The sequence below is a fragment of the Sphingobacterium sp. CZ-2 genome (assembly GCF_004526235.1).
GTDB classification, from domain to species: domain Bacteria; phylum Bacteroidota; class Bacteroidia; order Sphingobacteriales; family Sphingobacteriaceae; genus Sphingobacterium; species Sphingobacterium tenebrionis.
This window is the reverse complement of sequence record NZ_CP038159.1, coordinates 3521274-3543753: the sequence shown is the minus strand read 5'-3', so window position 1 is coordinate 3543753 and position 22480 is coordinate 3521274. Positions and strand designations below refer to the sequence as shown.

General features: G+C 40.6%; 17 protein-coding genes. 8 read left to right on the top strand and 9 right to left on the bottom strand.

What is annotated here, in order from left to right:
* Positions 1–3 precede the first annotated feature (3 nt).
* Together E3D81_RS15455 and E3D81_RS15450 are read left to right on the top strand one after the other, a co-directional pair.
* The gene (locus E3D81_RS15455; protein ID WP_134778098.1) at positions 4–1170 is read left to right on the top strand and encodes an aldose epimerase family protein; all 1167 of its coding nucleotides are present in this window, start codon (positions 4–6) and stop codon (positions 1168–1170) included.
* Position 1171: 1 nt separating this feature from the next.
* Positions 1172–2830 carry a sodium/sugar symporter gene (locus E3D81_RS15450; RefSeq protein WP_099365407.1) on the top strand — a complete coding sequence of 553 codons (1659 nt, stop codon included), beginning with the start codon at positions 1172–1174 and terminating at the stop codon, positions 2828–2830.
* Between the two features lie 662 nt (positions 2831–3492).
* Here the strand turns inward: E3D81_RS15450 and E3D81_RS17280 are convergent.
* The 3 genes from E3D81_RS17280 to E3D81_RS15440 all read right to left on the bottom strand — a co-directional run bounded on the left by E3D81_RS17280 (position 3493) and on the right by E3D81_RS15440 (position 5348).
* Positions 3493–3663: a hypothetical protein gene (locus tag E3D81_RS17280; protein WP_167554334.1), complete on the bottom strand. Its 171-nt coding sequence runs from the start codon at positions 3661–3663 to the stop codon at positions 3493–3495.
* A 721-nt stretch (positions 3664–4384) separates the two neighbouring features.
* Positions 4385–4894 (bottom strand): RNA polymerase sigma factor, encoded by a 510-nt coding sequence (locus E3D81_RS15445; protein ID WP_134778097.1) that lies wholly within the window; start codon positions 4892–4894, stop codon positions 4385–4387.
* A gap of 247 nt (positions 4895–5141) precedes the next feature.
* Positions 5142–5348 (bottom strand): hypothetical protein, encoded by a 207-nt coding sequence (locus E3D81_RS15440; protein WP_134778096.1) that lies wholly within the window; start codon positions 5346–5348, stop codon positions 5142–5144.
* Between the two features lie 258 nt (positions 5349–5606).
* On the opposite strand from E3D81_RS15440, the gene E3D81_RS15435 reads away from it, so the two are divergent.
* A complete protein-coding gene (locus E3D81_RS15435) occupies positions 5607–7622 on the top strand; it encodes a BCCT family transporter (RefSeq protein ID WP_134778095.1) in 2016 nt (671 codons plus the stop codon).
* Between the two features lie 71 nt (positions 7623–7693).
* Here E3D81_RS15435 and E3D81_RS17650 read toward each other — a convergent pair whose 3' ends face one another.
* From E3D81_RS17650 to E3D81_RS15425, 3 genes are all read right to left on the bottom strand, one after another.
* Positions 7694–7858, bottom strand: coding sequence for an ATP-binding protein (locus E3D81_RS17650; protein ID WP_367575540.1), 165 nt, complete (start codon positions 7856–7858; stop codon positions 7694–7696).
* Positions 7783–8196 carry a hypothetical protein gene (locus E3D81_RS17515; protein WP_245153237.1) on the bottom strand — a complete coding sequence of 138 codons (414 nt, stop codon included), beginning with the start codon at positions 8194–8196 and terminating at the stop codon, positions 7783–7785. Before E3D81_RS17515 ends, E3D81_RS17650 begins: the two co-directional genes overlap by 76 nt.
* A 117-nt stretch (positions 8197–8313) precedes the next feature.
* Entirely contained in the window at positions 8314–8631 is a 318-nt protein-coding gene (locus E3D81_RS15425; RefSeq protein WP_134778093.1) for a zf-TFIIB domain-containing protein, read from the bottom strand.
* A gap of 1524 nt (positions 8632–10155) precedes the next feature.
* Here E3D81_RS15425 and E3D81_RS15420 point away from each other — a divergent pair.
* Both E3D81_RS15420 and E3D81_RS15415 read left to right on the top strand, forming a co-directional pair.
* The gene (locus E3D81_RS15420; protein WP_134778092.1) at positions 10156–10971 is read left to right on the top strand and encodes a helix-turn-helix domain-containing protein; all 816 of its coding nucleotides are present in this window, start codon (positions 10156–10158) and stop codon (positions 10969–10971) included.
* An 858-nt stretch (positions 10972–11829) separates the two neighbouring features.
* Entirely contained in the window at positions 11830–13029 is a 1200-nt protein-coding gene (locus E3D81_RS15415) for a sensor histidine kinase (protein ID WP_134778091.1), read from the top strand.
* A 281-nt stretch (positions 13030–13310) separates the two neighbouring features.
* Here E3D81_RS15415 and E3D81_RS15410 read toward each other — a convergent pair whose 3' ends face one another.
* On the bottom strand, positions 13311–14489 hold the full coding sequence (locus tag E3D81_RS15410; RefSeq protein WP_134778090.1) for a trans-sulfuration enzyme family protein: 1179 nt from the start codon (positions 14487–14489) through the stop codon (positions 13311–13313).
* A gap of 110 nt (positions 14490–14599) precedes the next feature.
* Here E3D81_RS15410 and E3D81_RS15405 point away from each other — a divergent pair, with 110 nt between their 5' ends.
* Positions 14600–17095, top strand: coding sequence for a M14 metallopeptidase family protein (locus E3D81_RS15405; RefSeq protein WP_134778089.1), 2496 nt, complete (start codon positions 14600–14602; stop codon positions 17093–17095).
* 10 nt (positions 17096–17105) lie between these two features.
* Here E3D81_RS15405 and mfd read toward each other — a convergent pair whose 3' ends face one another.
* Both mfd and E3D81_RS15395 read right to left on the bottom strand, forming a co-directional pair.
* On the bottom strand, positions 17106–20441 hold the full coding sequence (gene mfd / locus E3D81_RS15400) for a transcription-repair coupling factor (protein WP_134778088.1): 3336 nt from the start codon (positions 20439–20441) through the stop codon (positions 17106–17108).
* Positions 20442–20467: 26 nt separating this feature from the next.
* Entirely contained in the window at positions 20468–21019 is a 552-nt protein-coding gene (locus E3D81_RS15395) for a hypothetical protein (RefSeq protein WP_134778087.1), read from the bottom strand.
* Positions 21020–21180: 161 nt separating this feature from the next.
* Here E3D81_RS15395 and E3D81_RS15390 point away from each other — a divergent pair, with 161 nt between their 5' ends.
* Positions 21181–22038, top strand: coding sequence for a helix-turn-helix domain-containing protein (locus tag E3D81_RS15390; protein WP_245153236.1), 858 nt, complete (start codon positions 21181–21183; stop codon positions 22036–22038).
* A complete protein-coding gene (locus E3D81_RS15385; RefSeq protein ID WP_245153235.1) occupies positions 22029–22466 on the top strand; it encodes a DUF983 domain-containing protein in 438 nt (145 codons plus the stop codon). The genes E3D81_RS15390 and E3D81_RS15385 overlap by 10 nt, the downstream gene beginning before the upstream one ends.
* Positions 22467–22480 lie beyond the last annotated feature (14 nt).

The following is a 22480-nucleotide window of genomic DNA, read 5'->3' as shown; positions in this document are numbered from 1 at the left end:
AAAATGAAAAGAAATATAGCTAACCTCTTCCTGGGTGGCGCGCTGATAGGCCTGATGTCCTGTCAGCAACCACAGAAGCAAACTGCCGAAAACCCATCCGACACATTACATACTATCCTTGATTCAGCATCCTTTGGTTCGAAGGTAGCTGGTAAAGATGTAAAGTTATACACCCTGAAAAATGCTTCGGGTTCTACGGCTTATCTGACCAATTTTGGCGCTCGTTTGGTAGGACTTATGGTTCCGGACAAGCATGGTACCTTAACCGATGTTGTGCTTGGTTTTGATAAGGCAAGTAGTTATAATAACCCTGCCGAACCCTATTTTGGGCCGATCGTAGGTCCATTTGGAAACCGAATCGCCAAAGGGAAGTTTACCCTGGATGGAGAGACCTTCACTACACCGACAAATAATGGCCCGAATACCTTACATGGCGGAAAAAAAGGCCTGCACTTTGCCAATTGGGAAGTAAAGGAAGCCAGTTCTAAAACGGTCACCTTTACCTATACCCTTCCTGATAGACACGAAGGTTTCCCCGGGAATATTAGCATGGAGGTAACATACAGCTGGAGTGATAACAATGAATTGACAATTCATTATCAAGCGACCTCGGATAAGAAAACCGTGATCAATCTAACCAATCATGCTTACTTTAATTTGAATGGGGAGGGTAGCGGTACCATCCTGGACCATCAATTGAAGGTCTTTGCGGATAAATATACGCCTGTAGATAGTACTTTGATCCCAACCGGAGAATTGGCCCCTGTGAAAGGAACGCCATTTGATTTTACGGTTAGCAAAACCATCGGAAAGGATATCGAACAGGACAATCAACAGTTGAAGTTCGGGAAGGGATATGACCATAATTTTGTGTTGAATGAGACCAAGGTCGATGGGCTTAACCACGCAGTAACCCTAACTGGTGATAGAACAGGAATTGTCATGGAGATCTATACCCAAGAGCCCGGCATACAGTTCTATTCCGGAAATTTCATGGGCAATAAGGTGACCTTGAAAAACGGAAAAACGGATAGCTTCCGTACAGGACTATGTTTAGAACCACAGCATTTTCCTGACTCACCGAACCAACCTAATTTCCCTTCCACCGTTCTAAACCCTGGAGATACCTATTCAACCAAATCAATCTATAAATTCAGTACAACCAAATAGTATGGAAACCAAAGACTATATCGTATTCCTCTGTTATTTTGTCATCGTTGCAGGATACGGACTTTACATTTATTACAAAAAGAAATCAGCCTCTGGTGATTCAAAGGATTATTTTTTAGCCGAGGGTTCATTGACCTGGTGGGCAATCGGGGCTTCCCTGATCGCGTCGAATATTTCTGCAGAGCAGTTCATCGGTATGAGCGGTTCCGGTTTCAAGATCGGACTGGCCATAGCGACCTATGAATGGATGGCAGCAGCTACCTTGATCGTTGTAGCAGTATTCTTCTTGCCGGTATACCTCAAGAACAAGATATTTACCATGCCGCAGTTCCTCAATGTCCGGTACAATGGTACTGTTTCCATGATCATGGCGGTTTTTTGGTTATTATTGTACATTGTTGTGAACTTGACCTCCATATTATTCTTAGGGGCATTGGCCGTTTCTTCCATCTCCGGATTGGATTTCCAGATGTGTATGATTGGCCTTGCTGTTTTTGCCATTATCATTACATTGGGCGGAATGAAGGTAATCGGTTATACGGATGTGATACAGGTTTTCTTCCTGATCCTTGGTGGTTTGGCAACAACCTATCTCGCCTTGGATCTTGTGTCTACCCACTTTGGCGGTAACGGCATCCTGGATGGATTCAACCTTGTTCATGAAAAGGCAAATGATCATTTCCATATGATCCTGGAGCCGGACAATCCAAATTATATCGATCTACCGGGTTTGAGCGTGTTGATCGGGGGTATGTGGGTCATCAACCTAAGTTACTGGGGCTGTAACCAATATATAACTCAGCGTGCACTAGGCGCTGATCTTGGAACGGCCAGAAATGGCCTTCTGTTCGCTGCGGTACTTAAATTATTAATGCCATTGATCGTCGTGTTGCCAGGTATTGCAGCTTATGTTCTTTACCAGGATGGTAAATTCCAACAGGAGATGTTGGCAGGTGGAGAATTGAACCCTGACCGCGCCTATCCCGTACTGTTGAGCTTATTGCCTACAGGATTGAAAGGATTGTCTTTTGCTGCACTTACTGCTGCGGTGGTCGCATCTTTGGCAGGTAAGGCCAATTCCGTAGCTACGATATTTTCGCTGGATATCTATCAGAAGATTTTCGATAAAAATGCATCTGAAAGGAAATTGGTGAACGTGGGTAAAATTACCATTGTGGTTTCCATGGTCTTAGCGATCATCATTGCACCACACTTGGGAATCGATAAAAAAGGCGGTTTCCAATATATTCAGGAGTATACCGGATTTGTGTCACCAGGAATTTTTGCGATGTTCCTTTTAGGGTTTTTCTGGAAGAAAACAACCTCCAATGCTGCCCTATTCGCTACCATTGGTGGTTTTTTGATGTCCATCGTATTGAAATTCCTTCCGAAGTTCATGGATCTTTCCTTCCTGGCATCCACAGGATTCTCTGTACCCGTGAACGGAGTATATGAGATTCCATTTATCGATCGTGTAGGATTTGTGTTTATTTTCTGTTTGATCGGGATGTATTTTATCTCTTTATTTGATAATAAGAGAGGCATCGTGCCGAAAGGACTCGAGGTGGATTCTACCATGTTCAAAACCAAAACGGGTTTTGCTGTTGGGGCTTTGATCGTGTTGGGTATTACTGCTGCATTGTACACTGTTTTCTGGTAAGTGCTGTCAATAAATGGAATTTTTTTATTGCTGTTTTAAGAGCTGGGACCATGATCGATGATTGGGAAAAGGGCATGCCATTTGACTGACCGACCTATTTTATATCTTTGCCTGGAGAGGAAAATTGTTAGGATCGATTTTTGGTCAAAACATTGACTGAATTTTAATCGTTGCACTCGATGGAAAGAACGTACTGAGATAACAGATTACCTACGGATTAGTGACATACGCTGGTTGTTAATTTAAGGATTTCCCTGTTCTGTTCGATCAGAACAGGATGTCTATGTCCGTGCTGCTACTCGGTTTAATATCATTTAATTTTCGCTCCAGGTCTAAAACTTCCTCAATATAACAATTCGAGGGAAGATTTTATTTCTAATCTTTAAATTGAAATATGAATAGAAAAGCTGGCATCACCTTATTATTGATAATTGCCCTATTGGTGTTGATATTCATTGTGGGTTTTAATTTTGGCTATAAACTAATGTCCATGCTAAGGTAATGGTCCCGATAACATATAATAGTTAATTTCTGCATTATGGATAAAGAGGATAAAATACTAAGGATATGTTTGATCATCGTGTTCATAATGAGCACAATAATCGGTTATTATCTCTATAACAGGTTGTTCAGGTAATTTCCTGTATTTGGGCTTAACAAAATTATGGAGTGGGCATCCTGATCTTCAATAATAATTTTTTCTTTTCTTTAGGATCTTCCTTTAGGGTCTTTTTTATAAAATTCTCGGCTTCTTGCAGTGAATAGTTCTCTTTAAACCAGAGTGCATGTCTGAAAATAAACGCGGTGAGGTCAAAATTTGATTTCGTTTCCATTTCGTTTTTATAAATTGAACACGGTCATTTTGGAACAAGTTCAGTTTTTTTAAATAATACGTACAAATACCACTTATAATAGCATATCCTAAATAATGCCGCCTCTCGAGGAAACGTTTAATTACAATAGGACATTTGCCCCTTGGAAAGTAATCTATCCGATTTTTTTGATGATATGAGCCCCTGAGGATATAAAGTGACCTACTTCATTTACAGAAGCATAGAACTTTATTGGTTTATATTGGAACCAGACTCATTTGGAAATGGGTACCTCTACCAAAGAACAAAATCAAAGGAAGGGTTAATAGGATATCCAACGATGAATCTTACTTTTGCGATGATCAAAAAATATCCAGATCAATAAATGGTAATCCTAAGGGGCAGGATATCCATATATGGATAATACTAACCGTTCTCGATTTCAATATTAAGAATAGAAGAGATCTGGTTAAAATAGAGAAAGTTTGGAAATCGTAAATACGAAATTTGGCTACAAAAATATTTTCCTTTGTTCAAATAGGGGTGTTCTATAATATAAAATGATAAATTTGATTTGGTTACAAACATTACAATTTACTTTCAATCAAACCCACCATCATTTGAAGGTGGGTTTATTTTTTGTCCGTTTCCATTAAGTAACGATTTGTAGGTCATCTTCGACAAAAAAGGGTCTTATTTGTCAAAAGGTTCAACAGCTTGACAGATCTGGATCTTATATCAATTATGCCTTTAAATTACCATAGCTCGAGAGGTTCTTTTTTAGTAGTTTCCTTGCGGTACGGATCCGGGTTTTTACAGTCCCTTCAGGCACATTCAGATGTTCGGCTATCTCATAATACCTAAATCCTTCAAAATGCATGAGGAAAGGAGTAAGGAACTTTTCTGGGACCGTTTCCATAACCTTTTGAAAATCCTCCATGAAGAATCTGTTTTCACTTTTGTTGTTTGTTAATCTTAGTTCGGGATCATTTTCAGGATTAGCGTTTTTTATAAAATTATTCATTAAATTCTGTTTCCTGCAATCGTTCAAAAAACAGCTTCTCATTATTGTATATACCCAGCCTAGAAGATTAGATCCTTTTGAATAATTTTTATGATATCTCAGGACCCTCATCAGGGTGTTCTGCAAAAGATCTTGAGCATCAGTTTCATCCTTGGTAAACCTTTTGGCGTACTGCAATAGAGTCTGCGAATGAACCAGCACTTCTTTTATTATAAAATCATTGTTCATGGTTAAAACTATTTTGTAAAAAACTGTTATATCCTGAATGACAATTCGAACTGTTGGGTAGTATTGATAAGACTGGATATCAAACCTCGCGTTAAAATAACCAGTCTTATCAAACAAAAGGTTGTATATCAGATGTAAATCAAATCGAATGCCAAATAAGGGTCTTCTTCTCGTGCTTAATACGTGATTATTCTGGTTTTATCCAGGGCCTAACGGGTTTTTTACCTATGGGACTGGTTAGTATTTGTTAGTACACTGCACCCTCCGACACTAAAATTAATCCTGTCGCATCATGTTGTACATTATCCATTCTTTTATCGGTATGTAGCCGACTATCTTTTTCCATATCCTTATTTTTTTCTTTTTTAATCCCCGAAGAAAACATTTTTTTAAAGCTGGTCCCGTAAGGTAAAACAGGTCCTACAAGAAATGATAGGGGAAGTGTTTCTTGCAATCTAACAATAAGGTTATTTATCAGATGCCAAGGTATATGGTCCAGATATTTGAAACTCCATCATGCTTCGGAATACACCGTAATAAGGGCATGCATGATTTTTGGGGACCTGTTTACATTTGTCCCTCCCCCACCATTCCACAAAAGTGTCAACCTAGAATGGAAATTTCCAAAACCTATTGTTCGGATAACTGTTATAGAAGGATGAGGTGTTCCTTATCCAGGAATACTCTTGATTTGAACCATCGATTCGAACCCATGTCAAAATCTAGAAAAATCAATTCATCACTTAATAGCGGAGTCACTCTACCAAGTTTGATCTTTATCCTTGCCGTGTGTTTGGCTTCAGCGATATTCCCAGGGAGGGTTAGCGCGGTCCTGGGTGTGGTAAAGAACTTTATTTTCGTGAACCTGAATTGGGTATATGTCTGGGCAGTAACTGTCTTTGTTCTGTTCCTGCTATTCCTGATGTTCAGTAAGTACGGAGAGATCAAATTGGGGCGAAACGACAGTTCTCCGGACTATTCCTTCTTTTCCTGGATTTCTATGCTCTTCGCAGCCGGTATGGGTATAGGATTGATGTATTTTAGTGTTGCTGAACCTATGCAGCACTATTCCAATGAGATCTTTGCCAACAGCAGTTATGTCAATAGTGCTAAGAACGCACAACTGTATACTTTTTTCCATTGGGGCATCCACGCCTGGGCGATATATGGCTTGGTAGGGCTGGCACTTTCCTATTTTGCCTATAGATATAAACTTCCCCTCTCGCTGAGGAGCTGCCTCTATCCGATTCTTAAGGACAGGATACAGGGCCGCTGGGGGAACACCATCGATGTATTCGCCCTTTGCAGCACCTTTTTTGGAATAACCACCACTCTGGGTTTCGGTGTAGTCCAGATAAATTCTGGTTTGCACATACTTGGTGTAGTTCATGAGACCGGCTTTGTCTATCAGGCTTTTATTGTGTTTATCCTGGTCTCGATCTCAGTTTTTTCAGCGACCACCGGAGTGGATAAGGGCGTAAGGATCCTGAGCAACCTCAATATCGCAGTGGTTATTTTGCTGATGTTGTTCGTTCTTTTTCTTGGACCGACCGTCTATCTGATAGGTAGTTTTACAGAAGGATTGGGGAACTACATCAATAATTTCTTTAACCTGACCTTCAATACCCATGTTTATGAGGATGCATCCTTACCTTGGTTTTACAATTGGACGATCCTGTATTGGGCATGGTGGATTTCATGGTCTCCTTTTGTGGGCCTCTTCATTGCGAAGATATCAAAAGGAAGGACTATTAGGGAGTTTATTGCAGCCGTACTGATCCTTCCGACCATATTCAATTTTATGTGGATGTCCGTTTTCGGCAACAGTGCCATCTGGCTGGATAACCATGTTTCTGGAGGTGCCCTGAGCGCATTGGCAAACGATCCAGATGCCCTGATGTTCAGGTTTCTGGAATATCTACCGTTTACCAAGGTCATTAGTTTTATGGTTATAGCGATCATCATGATATTCTTTGTGACCTCAGCAGATTCGGGGATGTTCGTCATGAACAGCATTGCTACCAAGAATGCCAAGGTTTCGCCGAAATGGCAGATAGCCGGATGGGGAGTGTTATTGGCCGTTTTGGCCCTATTCTTATTGAATGCAGGAGGATTGGAAGCCCTACAGAGCATGACCTTGATCACGGCACTTCCCTTTTCGATCATCATTCTAGTCATGATAGCCTGCCTTGTAAAGGCCCTGTCGATAGACAAAAAATATTATGAGCAGGAGTTTTCGGTATCTACCGTTCCATGGTCCGGAAAATTATGGAAGGACCGGTTAAGGCAGATAGTGAAAGTTGATTCCCAGAATGATATTGATTCCTATATGAGGGATATTGCCGGAAATGCGATACATGAACTCCGTAACGAATTTATCAAGAATGGGATCGAGGCTAATATAAATCAGGGCAAAGAGCCAAATTTCATTGAAATCGAGATCCGGTATGATTTGGTGAACAATTTCATCTATGGTGTACGGAGTGAGACTAAGGATTTTCCGGAATATTTCCAGAAGGAGGAAAACCTCTCGGATATGGAAGATGGGCAAGCCTACTTTCCTCTGGCCTATTTTGGTGATGCAAGGCAGGGTTATGACGTGAGGTTATTTACCAAGGACGAACTGATCGCAGATATCCTGAAGCATTATGAACGATTCGTGGCCATAATTTCGGAGGATAAAAATAAGATGTTCATCAGTAGCAATGCAAACAGGAGGATAAGGTAGTAGATCAGAATCCCCGCTTTTCATCAGGGACCAGGCTGGAAATAAGGGTTTAGATTTGGACAGCATTACCGTTATTTATCGGTGCTGGGTAGCTCGACATAAAAATTAGCGCCCTTATCAAAATTGTTCTCGTACCATATCTTACCTCCGTGAGCCTCTACTATCCATCTGCAGATAACCAGGCCCATTCCGAAGGATTCCTCCCCGTCAGTACAGGGGTTACACTTGTTGTACAAATCAAAGATCGTCCCTGATATTTGTGAAGGGATTCCTGGCCCACTATCCTTACGCTCACTAAGACTTTCGATACCTGTTTGATAGCTGTGTCTTCCATTTGTGCTCCATGTGGAGCGAATTTTATGACATTGGTTATAAGATTGCTGAATACCCTCCACAGTTGTTCATTTTGGGCCGGGATGAAAATTATATGGTCTGCTTTTAGGATTATTCTCTGGCCTTTGGCCATCGCTTTTATTTCGAGGATCTTGGTGCAATAACCTAACAGTTCACGGATGTCAAAGGTCTCTGTCGGTAATCCCTCGCCCTTGAATTGCTGGTTAAGCAGATTCTCCATCAGATTAAAATCAAAAGTCGAGGATGATTAGGATCAATAAACCGTGCTAACATTTAAACATATATAACGCTTCCATTTTAACCTCTCGCTTATTTTATCGAGTCAAACCATTCACTATCAATCAAAATCGAAAAATTCGGATAGGAATGATTTTTTCTTTTTTGGATATCTTTGTTTTCCATAATCATCTCGATGCTGTCCCTGCCAATGATCTTCATCTTTTCTGTAATATTTATCCTCCCTTTGGTCGATGGTTTGGTTTCTGTCAACGGTCTGTTGCGACTGGGGAAAGTTATTATGGTTTGCAGCATAATCGAGTAGTTTATCCAGTTCACCTTTATCCAGCCAGATTCCTCTGCAATTGGGACAGTAATCTATTTCCACACGATTCCTTTCTGCGATTAATAAAATTTCATTACAATTTGGACATTTCATAGTACATGATTTATAATCCCAAAATAGACAACATATTACAATAAAACGCATAAATTAAATTTAATTTTGCTTTATTTAACATCTTGTGCCAGCCAGATGTTATAAACGTTTAAATTTCTGGGTAATGAGGATAAGGGTTTATTTGATTGAGTTTTTTTTGAAAAGTACCTCAACAATTACATCCTGTTTTTCCATAAGTCCACTTTTTCGTTTGAAATGGTTACCTGGTGACAAGCCGCAGACCCTATTTGAAGAGTCCAATCTTTAGTTGCAACTGACAGATTAGTCTTTTGTTTAATTGTATAGATAATAGGTTTGCATACCAGATTTAGATCATGTCAATGATCCGAGGAAATTGAGTTAACTGCAGGGGGTACTTACGGATAATTCTCAACGCTGGGGTTACTTTAAAGTTTTGGCATTGGTAAAGAAAGGTTATTCCTTGAAATAGAGGGAACTTAATTAATTTCTTAACTAGGAACGTGTTATTTCAGGGTAAACATCATTTATGCTTCCCCTTACCCTACATTCAATCTCGGAGTATGCACATGTCGCCTAAATAGCCCAATTGCTTAAGTTGGTTGATGGAAGTATCCTAATAACATGTTTTGTCCTTTCAACATCGTTGTTTATCCCATTAAAACTCTGGACACATTTTGGATAGCTATGGATGGGATCAGATGGTCCAATAAATTCGTGCATGATGGCAAGTCGACCGTTCAAGAATCTGAACTTCCAGTTTTGGTCCTTTTAATATTCAAAATGAAAAATTCAGGATTTCGATTCACTCGCTCCTTTCCGAAGAGGGTATTAATTGATCCAGATAGCAAAAGATTACTGCAGGAATGATTTTTGGAATAAATCCCAAGAAATTTTTGATTTTCTGTTTCCTATACGAACATGTTTACGGTTTCCTTGGATGTTGTGATATAGTTGAAAGAATATTCATATTGGATACTATTGTTCTTAAATATCAAAATTGGAAATTTGGGTCAAGAATCGGGAAGAGGGCAGAGATGTTCGAAAAACTTTTATTAACTATGTGTTTATAAAAGTGGAATATTCAGTCTATACCCATTATAGACTTCAATAGGACCTTCCTGGGTTCAATAAATAGTGTGATGTGATGTTGTCCCATTTGGGACAACATTTTTTTTGATTCTTAATCGTGCCATCGATTTGAGGAGGAAAAGGGGAGGCAAACTCTTTGTATCGGTAATATCATATGTGGTAAAAATTATTCTTATAAGATTCCGAATCCAGTTCATATTCCTATTTTCAAAATCGAAAAATTTTATTTAAAAATCCTATCGAGCAATAAATTTCCATATACTCTGCCAACCTTCCGAATTGTTGATGTATTTTCCCAAAACCTTAGGACAATACGATTTTGTTGGATTATCTTGGTTCAGAACAATATTTAATCGATAATAGGAATCAACCATATGGATCTCTATAATGAATTTTCGTTTCAGAAAGATATTTTGGTGAAATTTTTGTTAATCTTCCAATTAATCCGATTGTATGAATAGAAAGATCCTATGTTTTCTCATAAATGGTAAAGAATTGCTCGAAAGGAAGGACAGTCTGCCCGAATTACTATCTTCCTTCGAGATCCTAGAAGTATCGAAGATCATTGAAACTGCTCCGGGTCATTTTGTATTGGACTCAAGGATCTTTGTTCCACCGACCTTGGAAATTGCAAAAATATGCCCCATATCTGAATACTTTTTTTTTGATACAGTTCTATTCTATGACAACCATATAGCGGAAATCTTCAAAAACAGGAAAAGTGATTTCCATCAATTCCGTATATCCAAGAAGGAGGCCGCACACTTGAAGGTGATTAACGATATGATTAAGACCTACCAGAATGACGATGAGGAAGAATCAAAGGAACTGTTGATCTCGAATCTTTTGAAGAATAATGTGCTCCATTTGAAAAAGGTGTTCGAAAAATCAAAGGATTTAGGTAGGAATGGTCCAGTTTCTGATAATGTCCCGATAACTTATCTTAACACAGCAGAAGCCTTCAAAGGATTGGTAGCATTAAATGCAGTAAAGGAGAAAGGGGTGACTTTTTATGCTGAATCCCTAAATATTACAAATAGGACCCTTTCTAACATAACCAGAAAGGTTATGGATAGATCGCCTAAGGAAATAATAGATAGTTACCTCATTGAGCTTGGACAAAAAATGCTGGAGGACACAGGACTTTCAATCAAGGAAGTTTCCTATTCATTGGGTTTTAGATCTGCAAACGGGTTCAGCATGTACTTCAAAAAACTTTATGGAAAATCGCCAACAGAATATAGGGAATTTCTAGGACAGGGATTATAGCAATCCATAATATACTTAAATTCAACGCACCCCGCCCGGGATATCCTGTGAAAACCGGAGCTGTATTTTGTTCCATTTCCATCGTAATAAGATGACCACTGGAAATACCCGGATTGGCCCAGGAGTAATTTTTTGAAATGTCCAAAAATCCATGGGGAATTAAGAGTGTGGATCAGGTATTGACTAATCCCTCATCGGCCTTAGTAATAGTAATTCTGTTTGAAAATTTTGTTTTAGGGAGGGAGATCATTGATTTTTACCATTCCTGAATGGTACAGGAAAAGGTACCTTAAAAATAAACCAGAATAAATTCGGTCTACGAGGAATATAAATCGGGCTGTTCCAGACGATGGTCCCAATTAGGGGGGAGTTGAAAAGAGAAAAGGGAGTTTTTTTCGGGGAGGTAGGCAATTCGGTAGAATGTGGACTGGAATGACCTGGGAGAACTGGGTATCTTGGTTTTTGAATAGTAAAATCCATTTGATCTAATATATACTAAATCTTCCAAAGGATGGATCCCACACATCCTTGATTCCAGTTTCGCTAATCGTACAAGTTGTTGATTTGGTCTTTGGACCAAAGGGTATTTCATGGTCCAGTTGTAGATGATATAAATATCCTTAAATTCGCAGTGCCATTTTGCTGGTATTGACAACGCAAGAACGTTGGGTCATGGGCGATTGTTGGGAAAGATCCTTGTTCAAAAAATATGATACTGATTAATTTCTTTTTTTTGTGAAAAGTTTTCCTTTATTTATCAAGCAGATTTATATCAAAATAATCCGTCTCTACAGATTGGTCCTGTCCCATAGGAAAGTATATTCGGAAAATCCCTACATTCAGAACAAAAGGAATCAGATGGTCCGGACAATTGCTTGGATGTGCGTATTCCCTACATTATATTTCGCATTGGTTAACCTAGAAGATCAAAGGTTCTTGTTGGCATCCATAAATATCCTGAATTCCCTAAGTTCCGCCACTGTTCTCGTACTCTTGCACTATCGGAGGTTTGAAAGTGCGAAGGCTGTTCTGCTTGGGTTCAATTTTATATTTTTTCTTGCCGGTGCTATCCTATTCAAGAATGGTGCGGAATATTTTCTGATAAGTATCCTCGTGGCCTCTATGATGCTCTATGATCAAAGAAAGGTTCACATCTTCTTTGGTGCAATGGTAGCGGTATCAATGGTTGCCATATTTATCCTGGGCGAAAGGGTGAACATCACTGAACCTTTGCCAAAGGCAAGGGTTCTGGTCAACATGATTAGTTCAATAGGATTTATCATTTTGGTAACCAATTCTTTTCTCCAGATCATAAAGAACAACCTTCTCAAGATCCAGAAGCAGAAAAGAGCATTGAAGGAATCCAATCAAGAGAAGGAAAAAGTGTTTTCTATTATTGCCCATGATGTGAAAAGCCCTTTGGCAAGTCTTGAAAACCTGGTGCTTGCCTTGAAGCATCATATCTTCAACCAGGAAAAATCCATCGAATTCATCAGCGATATCCATGCCCACATCCTAAAGCAGAATCAGATCCTGGATGATCTTCTAAAATGGGGTAGCAGTAATGTAAAGGGCGCCACGGGTGAAAAAACGAAAGTCTGCCTATTGCCAGTTGTAAATGATACCATCAATAATTTTCAGGAACAGATAAAAAGGAAGAGCCTCCATGTTTCCTGGGAGATCTCACCCGAGGATTCTGTCGTTGCGGATATGGAACACATTCGCATAATCATAAGGAACATATTGAGCAATGCGATAAAATTCAGTTTTTTTGGGGGGAAGATAAAACTATCGGTCAAGGTTGAAGGGACTAGGACGTATATATCTATAATCGACCATGGTATTGGGATAAGTATGAAAGATTTGTCCACGCTATTCAAATCTGTTCAGAGGAATTCATTAGGGACTGCAGATGAAAGGGGATCGGGGATTGGACTTCTGTTGATCAAGGACCTGATTGAACGGAACCACGGAACTGTAGAGGTACAGAGTAAACCAGCAGAGGGCACCGTTCTGCGAGTGGGATTTCCAAATGTGCCCCAAATTGGGAAAACTTGACCTATTATATGCCCTCCTGCCTGTACTTTACAGCAAAAAGGCCCTTTGGCAGTGGTTTGGCAGACAGATAGGCTCCCATGATAAAGATCTATCCTAGATTTTTTTCTGTGGATAGATCCTTTCCTCGATCCCCAAGCTTTGATTTAGGTACACCGGAATGCTCGTAGCTCAAAATCCATTTAGGATTCTTTTTAAAGGAAGCCTGGAACACGCTAACTGTACTATTTTCTGGCTAACATTCTGTTAATAGTCCTCCATTTCTTTAATGACATGAAGATGGATCAGCCCAGTGCTGTTTCAAAGTCCTTAATAAGGTCCTCTATGTTTTCAATACCCACTGAAATACGTATAAGTCCCGGATATATACCAGATGTCTGCTTTTGGTCCTTATCATGGTGGCCGCCCCACATACTTGCTGGATGTACCACCAAGGATTCTACTCCTCCCAGACTTGCGGCATTGGCAAAAATGGTCAATCTGTTCAGAACCTCTTGAGCATAGGAATATGCCTGTTCATCATGATCAGCCGATAGTTCCACACATAACATGCCCGTTCCTCCATTCATCTGTTTTTGTGCCAATGCATATTGTGGATGTGAACTCAACCCAACATAGGCTACTTTTTTGATGCGGGGATGTTTATCCAGCCATTGTGCCAATTCAAGGGCATTCTCATTGATCTGTCTAACCCTCATAGCGAGTGTCTTCATCCCCCTTAACAACAGCCAGGAATCAAATGGGCTTAAAGATCCCCCCAGGACCAAGGATCTCCGCCATACCTTGTTTATGTAAGATTTTCTACCGCACACCGCTCCAGCAGTAAGGTCACTATGCCCCCCAAGATATTTCGTTGCGGAATGCACGATAATATCTATACCAAAATCAGCAGGCGTCTGGTTGATCGGAGAGGCGAAAGTATTGTCCACCATCGTGGTGATCTGTCCTTTCTTTCCCAGTCCGGCAATGAATGCAAGGTCTGTAATGTCAAGGTTTGGATTGGAAGGGGTTTCCACATAGATCAGTTTTGTGTTTGGCTGAATGGCCTTTTCAAAGGCCTGGTTGTCCTTTTGGTCCACATATGTAACCTCTACCCCAAAATCCGACAGGAATTCCTTAAAGAAGAGCATAGCGCCGGAGTAAAGGGAATGCTGGGTAATGATGTGGTCTCCAGTTTTCACCACGGTGAGAATTGCCGTACTGATCGCCGCCATGCCTGTGGCCAAGACCAGCGCATCTTCCGTCTTCTCCAAAGAGGCTAATACAGCGGCCGCCTGGGAGTTGGTCGGATTACCATGCCTATGATAAAATCCAGGATGTTTTGTCTCCGATGCAGCGGTAATGTATTGTGTTAGGTCCTCATCTGCAATATATGTGGACGTTTGGTAAATTGGTGTAACAACAGCTTTACTTTCATTGAATTCACTTCCTTTGTGAATGAGGTCGGTTTCTAAATGAGCCATAATAGGTTGATTTAAAATAAAGGCCTAAAAATTAAAAATTATTCCTATAAATCCTTAATTTGAAGACCTAAATATGTATAATATTTTAATCTAAACAGTATTACTAAATTATGAAAAGATTGCTCAGCATCATAGGCTGTTTTTTCACTATTTGTGTTATGGCACAGGTGAAATCGCCCTCCGAGTTCCTCGGTTATCAGGTGGGTACCAAAGTTACGCCTTATTGGAAGGTGTTGGACTATTATGCGTACATCGCCAAGGAATTCCCCAACCAAGTGAAAATAGAGTCCTATGGTTCTTCTATTGAAGGGAGGCCGTTGCAGGTTTTTTATGTTTCTTCCGCAAAGCATATTTCGAAATTAGAGGAAATCAGGAACAATAACCTAAAACTTGCCAAGGCTTTGGAAGGGGAGGGAAGCAGTAACATTCCTGCAATTATCTGGATGAGCAATAACGTCCATGGAAATGAAACTTCATCTATTGAAGCTTCCATGCTGACCCTTTTCGAATTGCTCAACCCGAAGAATCAAGAGACAAAGCGCTGGTTGGAAAACACCTTGGTCATCATCGATCCTTGTCTGAATCCGGATGGGACGGAACGGTATAACAATTGGCATAACGGTGTTGTAGGCGCGCAGTATAACCCGGAACTGTATGCCCGGGAACATCGGGAACCATGGCCTGGAGGTCGATTGAACCACTATTATTTCGATATGAACCGCGATTGGGCATGGCAGACCCAACAGGAAAGCAGGCTACGTGCGGTGATCTATAACAAATGGCTGCCGCATATTCATGTCGATTTTCATGAGCAAGGCATCAATGCACCCTATTATTTTCCGCCAGCGGCAGAGCCTTTGCACGAGGTGATCACCCCATGGCAAAGGGAGTTTCAGACCACCATCGGAAGGCACAATGCAAAATATTTTGATTCCAAAGGTTGGCTATATTTTACCAAGGAACGTTTTGACCTGTTCTATCCTTCTTATGGGGATACCTATCCGATCTATTCAGGTGCTATTGGGATGACCTTTGAAAAGGCCGGTAATGGTTCTGCCGGTTTGGGGGTGTATACCGATAATAAGGATACATTGACCCTGGTTGATCGCGCAATCCAACATCATGCATCCGGTATCAATATCGTAGAAGTGGTATCGCAGCATGCGGACAAGGTCGTGGCGGAATTCAAGAAGTTTGGTGAAGATGCCATAGCAGGTAAATTATCCTCCTATCATAGTTATGTGATAAAATATGATGCTGCAAGGGAAGGCAGTTTGCGGGCTCTTTTGAAATTATTGGATAAGAACCAGATCAAGTATTATGCAGGAACGGGTTCGGTTAAGGGAATGGATTATTTCAGTAAAAAAGAAGCAAATTATACCCTGTCGGAGAAAGATGTGGTCATTCCGGGAAGTCAAGCTAAGGCAGCATTGATCAGGGTATTGTTTGAGCCTGATGCAAAATTGACGGATTCGGTCACTTATGATATCACCGCATGGGCAATGCCTTATGTTTATGGTCTCCCGGCCATTGCTTCTATGGCAAAACCGGCTAAACTCCAGCCTTATTCTTTAGAAAATTTGGAAAATCCGGCTGCAGCAGGTTTTGGCTACGCGATAAAATGGGATGGGTTTTCCGCGGCACAACTCACGGCAGCCTTATTGAAAAGGAAAATTAGTTTGAAATCTTCCGATTATGCCTTTAAGTTAGGAAAAGAAGATTTTCCGCGGGGATCTTTGTTGATCATGAAGAACGGGAATAAGCAGGCCGATGCGGAACGGATCATCAAGGAGGAGGCGGATAAGCTTCAGGTAAGGTTATATCCGATCCAGTCTGGGATTGTGGAAGGCGGAAGGGATCTAGGAAGCTCGGATGTAAAAACTGTGAAAACCCCTAAGGTGCTGATGATGGCTGGCGAGGGGATTAGGGCAACCAATGTAGGCGAGATCTGGCATTATTTTGATGAAATGCTTAAATATCCGATAACCTTGATCAATCCTTCGGATTTTTCTCGGGTAAAATGGAGCGACATTGATGTGTTCATCATGCCGAATGGTAATTATTCCTTTTTAAAGGATACCAATCAAAGTAAGGAATTTGCGAGTTGGCTGCGGGCAGGTGGAAAGGTGGTGGCATTGGAATCTGTCGTCGGGCAATTGGCGAGTCAGGAATGGTCTAAGCTAAAGGCTGTGAAAACGGATACCAGTGCAAAGAATAAACCAAATCCCTTGAAAAAATATGCAGATAGGGAAAGAGGCGCTTTGGAAAACTATACGGCTGGAGCTATCTATAAGGTCACATTCGATGATTCACATCCTTTGATGTATGGAATTAAGGATTATTTCACCTTAAAAACAGATGCTAACCTATACCAGTATTTTCAGAACAGTGAAGGCTGGAATGTAGGGTATATCACAGAGGGCTCTAAAGTAAGTGGCTTTGTAGGACACAACCTGAATAAGAAACTGAAGAATGGCCTGGTATTCGGAACGCAGCAGATTGGTCAAGGAACGGTAGTTTACTTGACGGATAATGTGCTTTTCCGGAATTTTTGGGAAAGTGGGAAGCTTTTGATGGCAAATGCTGTGTTTTTGGTAGGGGAATAACCCCTACCAATTATGCCATTTCTTTCAGCAGCTCTATAGCATACTCAATGCTATTGACATTGTTGACCGCAATCCTTAATTGACCTTTCACTTCTTTCAGATTCGCGATACTTCCATGCTTCTGAACAAATGCCAATACCTGCCCGAATTTCTCAGACTGGTAATAGCTCGATTTCGGATTGCTTACAAAAAATCCTTTTAAGGTATCTTTCTTAAAGGAGATTTTCTCCAATCCGATTTCCTTGCCCAGCCATTGCAACCTTAAGGTATTGAACAGTTCGTAAACTGGCCCTGGTACTGGTCCGAATCGATCCATTAAGGATTGTTCAAATGCCTGTAATTGCGACTCGTCCTTCAGTTTAGCAATATCATTGTACAGGTTATATCTTTCAGATATATTGGTTACATACTCATCCGGGATCAATACTTCCAGATCCGTATCGATCTGGGTAAAGTTTACATATTTACGATTTGTCTCATCGGCAAATAGATCACCAAACTCATCGTCTTTTAGCTCCTGAACCGCTTCATCCAATATCTTATTGTACATCTCAAAACCAATCTCTGCGATGAATCCCGATTGTTCTGCTCCCAAAAGGTTCCCTGAACCGCGGATATCCAGATCGCGCATCGCCACATTGAATCCTGAACCTAATTCCGAGAATTCTTCAATGGCCGATAACCTTTTGTATGCCTCATTGGTCAAGGTGGACAATGGTGGGCTCATCAGGTAACAGAATGCCTTTTTGTTGGTCCGTCCCACACGACCACGCATTTGGTGAAGATCGCTCAATCCAAACATATGGGCATGGTTGATCATGATCGTATTGGCATTTGGTATATCTAGGCCCGCTTCGATAATCGTGGTAGCGACCAAAACATCGTATTCATGATTGATGAACTTCAACATTACATCTTCCAGTTCATCACCTTCCAATTGCCCATGCGCTATACCAACTCTCGCTCCTGGGACCAATTTCCGGATCAACATGCCTAATTGAGGAAGGTCTGCCACCCGATTATGGATGAAGAACACCTGTCCGCCTCGGTCCAGTTCAAAGCTAACCGCTTCCTGGATCAGACTTTCATTAAACACATGAAGTTCTGTCTGTACAGGCTGTCTGTTCGGTGGTGGGGTAGAAATAATGCTTAAATCCCTTGCTCCCATTAGGGAGAAGTGTAAGGTTCGTGGGATAGGTGTTGCGGTCAAGGTCAGGGAGTCGACGTTTGCACGCATGACTTTCAGTTTCTCCTTTACCGATACCCCGAATTTCTGTTCCTCATCGATGATCATCAATCCAAGGTCCTTAAATTTCACATCCTTGCTCACCAAGCGATGGGTTCCGATAATGATATCCACTTTTCCTTCTTCCAGTCTTTTCAAGGTGTCCTTGATCTGTTTGCTGGATTTGAAACGGTTGATGTAATCGATATTCACCGGAAAACCTTTCAGCCTTTCGGAGAAGGTTCGGAAATGCTGTAGCGCAAGGATCGTTGTAGGGACTAAAACAGCCACCTGTTTGCTATCTGCTACGGCTTTAAACGCCGCACGGATGGCAACTTCTGTTTTTCCGAAACCAACATCACCACAGACCAAGCGGTCCATAGGATGAGGGGACTCCATATCTCTTTTCAGATCATTGGTTGCCTTTTCCTGATCTGGGGTATCCTCATAGATAAAGGAGGCTTCCAGCTCGCGCTGCAAATAGGTGTCCGGACTGAACGCATTACCGGTTTGGGCCTTGCGTTTGGCATATAACATGATCAGGTCGCGGGCAATATCCTTGACCTTCTTTTTCGTCGTTTTCTTTAGTTTGTCCCAAGCATCTGTTCCTAACTTGTTCATCTTGGGAACAGTGCCCTCTTTTCCGGAATATTTGGAAATCCTGTTCAGGGAGTTGATGTTGACATATAGGAGGTCATTATCCGCATAAACCAACCGAATCATTTCCTGCGTTTTACCATTCACATCTACTTTTTCCAACCCCGCATACTTACCAACGCCATGATCGATATGGGTAATGAAATCACCTGGTTTTAATTCCCCAAGTTCTTTTAATGTGATGGCTTGCGAACGTTCGTAACCCTTTTTCCGCTTGTATTTATAATAACGATCAAAGATCTGATGATCGGTATAGCAGGCGGCTTTTAGAACATCATCCCTAAAACCTTCTCTAAGCGCTTTGTAGATTGGGGTAAAACTTACGGTCTTATCCAGATCATCTAAAATCGCATAAATTCGTTCAATTTGTTTGGTGGAATCGGAAAAAATGTAATTGTGGATGCCATGTTTCTCGTTTTCCTTGAAGTTATGGATCAACAGATTGAAGTCCTTGTTAAACGAAGGTTGTGGATGTGTATCGAATTCTAGTTGTTCATCCGCATTGTAAAAAAATTGTTTTCCAAATTCGATGATGGGATATTCGAACAACATTGCATTGAAATTCTTCTCATCGGTGAATGTAAATCGCGGATCTAACAATTCCGGATTTGCTTTCAGGTCTTTCTCTGTTAAAGCTTTCCAAAATTGGGATGCTTTTTTATAACCATCCTTCAGGATATCCAAGGTGAATTGAACGTCCTTTATCCATACTACGGAGTTTTTATCGATATATTCCAATAAAGAAATATGGTTGTTCGACAAGAATTTCGCTTGTACATTAGGTACGATCGTTACGGTATGGATTTTATTGACGGATAACTGATTTTCAATATCGAAGGTTCGGATGCTCTCAATTTCATCCCCAAAGAATTCGATGCGATAGGGGAGGTCGTTGGAAAAAGAGAAGATATCCACAATTCCCCCACGGATGGCGAACTGTCCAGGTTCATAGACAAAATCTACCCGCTCAAAATCGTATTCGTATAAAAATTCGTTGATGAAATCGATACTGAGTTTGGTGTTCTGTGTAATGGGCAGGGTGTTCTTTTCCAGATCCTGTTTGTTGATCACCTTTTCCGCAATGGCTTCGGGATAGGTGACCACAATTTTAGGGAGTTCCGAATTTTGGTTCAAAGAACTCAAGGTCTCAGCCCGCTGAAGCACATGCGCGCTATCCAGTTGTGTAAATTCGTAGGGTTTTCGGTAAGAAGCCGGAAAAAATAAGATCTGTTTATCAAAAAGACTTTCCAGGTCGCTCAAGAAATAAGAGGCATCCTCATGTGTAGGAAGGATGAATACATTTAATCTTTTTTCCAGTTGATAACATGCGGCAGCAACCATGGCATCCGCCGAACCCACCAATCCCTTTAAATGGATCTTGGGTCTCTTCCCTTGAATGCTTTGTTGTAAGGCTTTTACTTGAGTGGAATTACTGTATTTTGTTAATAGTTCTTGAATGTTCACGCGGAAAGGATGTTTTTACAAAAATACTAAAAAGTAATTAATCGATGTTCTTCAGCAAAAGATATGACAGATTCCATTTGTGGGTTGAGATCGAACTGTAGATCTTCATGTAGTTTGTTGAACAAGCCATTTACATTTTTGACCCTACCCATAACGTATTTATGAAGCTTCATGCCAGGTAATAATGCAGTTGGTCCAAAAAGGACAGGGAATCTTTCGAAGGCTTCCTGTAGCAGGATCAATCGACACTCCACCACAGAGAACTTATCTTTTGTTACTTTCTCATGTTCATTGATCCAACCACTTGCTTGCCTCATCAAACTGGTCAATTCTCTATAATTACTATATAAAGGCAAGTTCTTAATAGTTGAAGACGCCTGATCGAACAAACTTTCCAATCTGTCCTTTAGGACTTCGATGCGGTCGGCCAGATCAGCCTCATCCTCCAATAATTCATAATGCAGTTGCTTTAAGAGCATTTTATCCTTATTGATCAATCGCACCAATAGCTTATCTTTTTCTTTTTCGGATAAGGATAGGACAGCTTGTTTTAAAGGTAGATCTTTATGTAGTGACATGTTTAAAATTAACTATTTTCCAAGAGATACCTTGTATGATAGCAAAAATGGTACTAATTCATGGGTATTTAGTCTTCCTATAATAGCAAAAAGTAATTATTACCATTGATAACCCTTTTTGTACCATCCAGAATGGTAGTAATTGTCTATTTTTGTAGCTGATGGCAAAGATACCTGTAATAGAACAATGTACGGTTTCCTACAAGGAGAACAAAGACTTCTTGGTAGATCGCCTGGAGGTATATCTGGAGCAGAATAAAAACCTGGTTTTTCCACACCGCCATAATTTTTACCATATGGTACTTTTCCTTGCAGGAGGCGGATCACATGAAATTGATTTTAAGGAATATGCGGTAGAAAGGGGGCAGGTATATATGATGGGGCCTGGTCAGGTACATTCTTGGATGTTCCAAGGTGAAATGAAAGGTTTCATTGTCAATTTTGATATTGATTACTTCAAGACACTTTTGGTTCAACAGGATTATGTGGAACGGCTTGGGATATTTTCTTCCTTGACAGAAAGTGTATTTGTATTGGACGAATATCAACTGCGGGAAATCATTAACCTGTTCAGCCAATTATTGGAATTGAATGATCGAGTGACCACGGATCTACAAAGGACCTTATTGTTATTCATTCTGTTAAAACTGGATCAAGCTTATGCACCAAGCTTGGAAGGAAAAAGCTTAGATTACCATCTGGTGCTGATCAAGAATTTTTTGGCCCTTTTGGATCAGCATTTCAAAGAGCTACATTTGCCGAAGGAATATGCGGAATTATTATTTGTAACTCCCAATCATTTGAATGCGGTTTGTAAGGAATACATGGGATTGCAGGCGGGGGAAGTCATTCGGAATCGGATATTACTGGAGGCAAAACGCTTATTGATCCTACCGGATTGGACCATCTCACAGGTTAGTTATGAATTAAATTTTAATGATAATTCGTATTTCACAAAATTTTTTAAGAAAATAGCAGGGATTACCCCTGAAGAATTTAGGAGATCACAATGGAAATAAATACAAACATGGAAACACAATATACCATTCCATCGGAATTAAAGAGTGCAATTGACGGGAAATGTCCAAGATGTAGAACTGGAAATATGTTTGCTGGCCCACTATTTAGTTTTAAATCAAAAAGGATGTTGGATAGATGTCCGGCCTGTGATTTGAAATTTGAGAAAGAGCCGGGTTATTTTTATGTAGCGATGTACGTGAGTTATGCTTTGAGTGTTGGCGAGTTGATCGCAGCATGTGTCGGTACGTATTTGCTGACCGGTAACTTGGAAAACCCTTGGTTATATGTGATCGTAGCATTGGCCGTAACCTTGATCATGGCGCCTTTTAACAATCGTTATTCACGGATTATCCTTTTGTATTGGATGACACCGATGTTCCGCTTCAATCCGAAGATCTATGCCCAGGTAAAGGAAGAAGGAAAGTAAATTTTAGGAAACAG

Coding starts and splice junctions, on each gene's coding strand:
- E3D81_RS15455 (WP_134778098.1), top strand. CDS start 4: ATGAAAAGAAATATAGCTAACCTCTTCCTGGGTGGCGCGCTGATAGGC.
- E3D81_RS15450 (WP_099365407.1), top strand. CDS start 1,172: ATGGAAACCAAAGACTATATCGTATTCCTCTGTTATTTTGTCATCGTT.
- E3D81_RS17280 (WP_167554334.1), bottom strand. CDS start 3,663: ATGGAAACGAAATCAAATTTTGACCTCACCGCGTTTATTTTCAGACAT.
- E3D81_RS15445 (WP_134778097.1), bottom strand. CDS start 4,894: ATGAACAATGATTTTATAATAAAAGAAGTGCTGGTTCATTCGCAGACT.
- E3D81_RS15435 (WP_134778095.1), top strand. CDS start 5,607: ATGTCAAAATCTAGAAAAATCAATTCATCACTTAATAGCGGAGTCACT.
- E3D81_RS17515 (WP_245153237.1), bottom strand. CDS start 8,196: ATGGAGAATCTGCTTAACCAGCAATTCAAGGGCGAGGGATTACCGACA.
- E3D81_RS15425 (WP_134778093.1), bottom strand. CDS start 8,631: ATGAAATGTCCAAATTGTAATGAAATTTTATTAATCGCAGAAAGGAAT.
- E3D81_RS15420 (WP_134778092.1), top strand. CDS start 10,156: ATGAATAGAAAGATCCTATGTTTTCTCATAAATGGTAAAGAATTGCTC.
- E3D81_RS15415 (WP_134778091.1), top strand. CDS start 11,830: ATGGTCCGGACAATTGCTTGGATGTGCGTATTCCCTACATTATATTTC.
- E3D81_RS15410 (WP_134778090.1), bottom strand. CDS start 14,489: ATGGCTCATTTAGAAACCGACCTCATTCACAAAGGAAGTGAATTCAAT.
- E3D81_RS15405 (WP_134778089.1), top strand. CDS start 14,600: ATGAAAAGATTGCTCAGCATCATAGGCTGTTTTTTCACTATTTGTGTT.
- E3D81_RS15395 (WP_134778087.1), bottom strand. CDS start 21,019: ATGTCACTACATAAAGATCTACCTTTAAAACAAGCTGTCCTATCCTTA.
- E3D81_RS15390 (WP_245153236.1), top strand. CDS start 21,181: ATGGCAAAGATACCTGTAATAGAACAATGTACGGTTTCCTACAAGGAG.
- E3D81_RS15385 (WP_245153235.1), top strand. CDS start 22,029: ATGGAAATAAATACAAACATGGAAACACAATATACCATTCCATCGGAA.